The following is a 3046-nucleotide window of genomic DNA, read 5'->3' as shown; positions in this document are numbered from 1 at the left end:
ACCGTAGGGCGTCGCTATGCCCGATCGCCGGGGTGGAGGGTGCCGGTTGCTGCGATCTGGCATTCGTCGAGCCGACGGCCGCGCGCGCCCTCAAAGCCGAAGTAGTATCCAATCAGCTTGCCCGCCTTGGCAATTACCAGTGGGGCGGAATGGTCGAACCGCTCTCACCGGTCGGCCCGACCGGATGGCGAACCCGGGTCCGGCTTGACGTCGGCGCTGACGGCCGTGCCGGATTTCATCGCTACCACAGCGATGAGCTGGTCGCCGATCTCAATTGCGGTCAACTGCCGGCCGGGATGACCGACGGTCTTGCTCACACCGCGTGGCCGCCCGGCGCCCAGCTGCACGTCGTTATCGACGACGACGATCAGCGGCATGTGGTGTGCACTGCGCGCGCACGCCGACGAACCTCGACGGAGGTGGTCGAGGGCAGCCACCAGGGGATGCAGCGGGCGGGTGGGCATAGCTGGCAGGTACCGGTGACGGCTTTCTGGCAGGCCCATCGCGACGCGGCACGGATTTACAGCGCACTGGTGGGTGACTGGGCTCAACCGGGCCCGGGCATGACCGCCTGGGATCTCTACGGTGGCGTCGGGGTTTTCGCCGCGGTGCTCGCTGACGCGGTGGGGGAGGCCGGGCACGTGGTAAGTGTCGACAGCTCACGGGCTGCGTCGCGGGCGGCGCGCGCAGCATTGGCCGATCTCGCGCAGGTGAGTGTGGTCACCGATTCGGTGCGACGGGCATTGGCCAGTCAAACCCGCGGTGCCGATGTGGCGGTGCTGGATCCGCCGCGCGCCGGCGCCGGACGTGACGTTATCGACCTGCTGGCCGCGGCCGAGGTGTCGCGGGTGGTGCATATCGGTTGTGAGGTCGCATCATTCGCGCGCGACATCGGTCTGTATCGACAGCACGGCTATGCGGTCGAGAAGATCTCGGTGTTCGACTCGTTCCCGCTGACCCATCACACCGAGTGCGTCGCGCTGTTGACCCGCTGACGACTACGCAAGAACGAAGTACCGCAGCCACAAGTAGACCGCACAGAGCACGGTGGAGATGGTGGTGACCACAATGCCCTTGCGGGTGAATTCGCCAAAAGAGATGGGGTGGCCGGATCGCATCGCGATGCCGAGCATGACGATATTGGCGCTGGATCCGACCGCGGTCAGGTTGCCACCCAGGTCGCCGCCGAGTGCCAGCGACCACCACAAGACGTGGTGGTGGTGTGGTCCGGTGATCGTCGAGGCGAGGTGGCTGACGATCGGCGTCATCGTGGCCACATAGGGGACGTTGTCGATAAAACCGGACACCAGTGTGGAAATAACCAGGATCAGCATCGTCGTCACTAAGACGTTCCCGCCAGTGAAGTCGGCTGCCAGCTCGCCCAACATCTTGATAACCCCAGTTTTGAACAGGCCGCCGACCATGATGAACAGGCCAACCATAAACAGCAGGGTGTCCCATTCGACGTTGGACGTGTACTCGGACTGTTCCAACCGTGAGGTCAGAATGAGAACGCCGGCGCCCAGCAGTGCGACCAGGGACGGCGCGATGTGGATAGCCGGGGAGACGATGAACCCGGTCAATACCACCACCATGACAACGCCACACCTGATGAGCAGCCGACGATCTCGGATCGCGTCACTCTCTTGCAGCGACATGACGTCAGCGACTCTCTCGGCGCTGACGGCCGAAAGGCCGCGGAACAACACCGGCGTCACGGCCAGCAGGACCAGCATCACGATCACGACGATCGGGGCCATGTTCACCAGGAAGGCGTTGAAGGACAGGGACTTGCGGGCGCCGATGATGATGTTCGGCGGGTCGCCGATCAGTGTCGCCGCGCCGCCGACGTTGGAGGCGAACACCTCGGCCAGCAATAGCGGTACCGGGTTGACGTCCAGAGCATCGCAGACCAGCAAGGTGACCGGCGCGATAAGCAATACCGAGACGACGTTGGGCAGTATGGCCGAGGCGAGCGCCATCACCACCATCAGCAGCATCATGATGCGCAGTGGTGAGCCGTTGGCGCGCTTGACGGCCCAGATCGCGACGTATTCGAACACACCGGTCTGGCGCATGATGCTGACGATCATCATCATCCCGAGCATCAAAAAGATGACGTCCCAGTCGATTCCGTTATCCTCGGAGTAGAAGACGTCGGGGGAGTCCATCACCGGCAGGCAGACCATCAGCCCGGCACCTATCAGCGCGACCTTGGTCTTGTTGAACCGCTCGCTGATAATGAACGCGTAGGCGACCACGAACACCGTGATCGCGTAGTACATCATTGGCGTCATTCCCGAGACGCCCGATCAGTGTTTCAGCGCTACGGCCGGCAGGGGTGCGACGGGGGAGTCGATGCACACGGCCGCGATCTTCGACGATCTCCCCGACACGCCCGCAGCCTATAACAACACCCTGTCAGGTCTCTGTGGGGTCAGGTTGCGTCGCAACAGGTTTCGGCCGAACCGTTAACGAAAGGTGAATTCTCGAGAACTAGGTTTAATCGGTCTTTAAAGCCGCGGCCAACAGGCGCGATGCGGTGATCACCCCGTGCAACTTGTTGTCTTTGACCACGGCGACCAGCGGACTGCGGAGGCGTGCCATGACCTCGGCCACCTCGATGATGGTGTCGTCGGCGTCGGCCACGGGTATGTGCTGCGGTTGCTTTGGCAGCATGTCGCGGATCGTTTTGCCGCTCAGCTTCTCTGCGGCGTGGTCGGCCATCGATTCGGTCAAAACACTGGCCAGGCCCGGATCGTCCTGCACATAGCCGGGCACGATGAACCGGACGACCTTGGAGGCCGGTAGCACGGCGTACGGCGTATCGGACGTGTTGGTGACCACCACGATCCCGTTCAGCCGGTGCTCGGCGAGTAGACGGACCGCATCAAGCGCATCTGAGTCGATATTGACGACCGGGAACTTCTCGTCGAGATCCTCTGCCCGCACACCGACACAATACTTGCGCCGAGAAGCTCCGGTGATCGGGATCGGCATCAGGATTTCGTAGGCTTCGGCCGATCGGTCCATGACGTCGCCCAGG

Annotated in this window: 3 protein-coding genes; 1 reads left to right on the top strand and 2 read right to left on the bottom strand. The window is 63.0% G+C overall.

Going from position 1 to position 3046, the window contains the following annotated elements:
• Positions 1–995, top strand: a 995-nt coding sequence (locus WAN71_RS01965; RefSeq protein WP_422223717.1) for a class I SAM-dependent RNA methyltransferase, incomplete at its 5' end; no start/stop codon positions are given.
• A 3-nt stretch (positions 996–998) separates the two neighbouring features.
• On the opposite strand, the gene WAN71_RS01960 is transcribed toward WAN71_RS01965, so the two are convergent.
• Both WAN71_RS01960 and WAN71_RS01955 read right to left on the bottom strand, forming a co-directional pair.
• The gene (locus tag WAN71_RS01960; protein WP_422223716.1) at positions 999–2288 is read right to left on the bottom strand and encodes an SLC13 family permease; all 1290 of its coding nucleotides are present in this window, start codon (positions 2286–2288) and stop codon (positions 999–1001) included.
• A gap of 214 nt (positions 2289–2502) precedes the next feature.
• Positions 2503–2952, bottom strand: a complete 450-nt coding sequence (locus tag WAN71_RS01955) for a CBS domain-containing protein (protein ID WP_422223718.1) — start codon at positions 2950–2952, stop codon at positions 2503–2505.
• Positions 2953–3046 lie beyond the last annotated feature (94 nt).

The organism is Mycobacterium sp., assembly GCF_049280035.1.
Taxonomy (GTDB): domain Bacteria; phylum Actinomycetota; class Actinomycetes; order Mycobacteriales; family Mycobacteriaceae; genus Mycobacterium.
The sequence above is the reverse complement of the archived record's forward strand: the minus strand, read 5'-3'. Positions and strand labels throughout refer to the sequence as shown.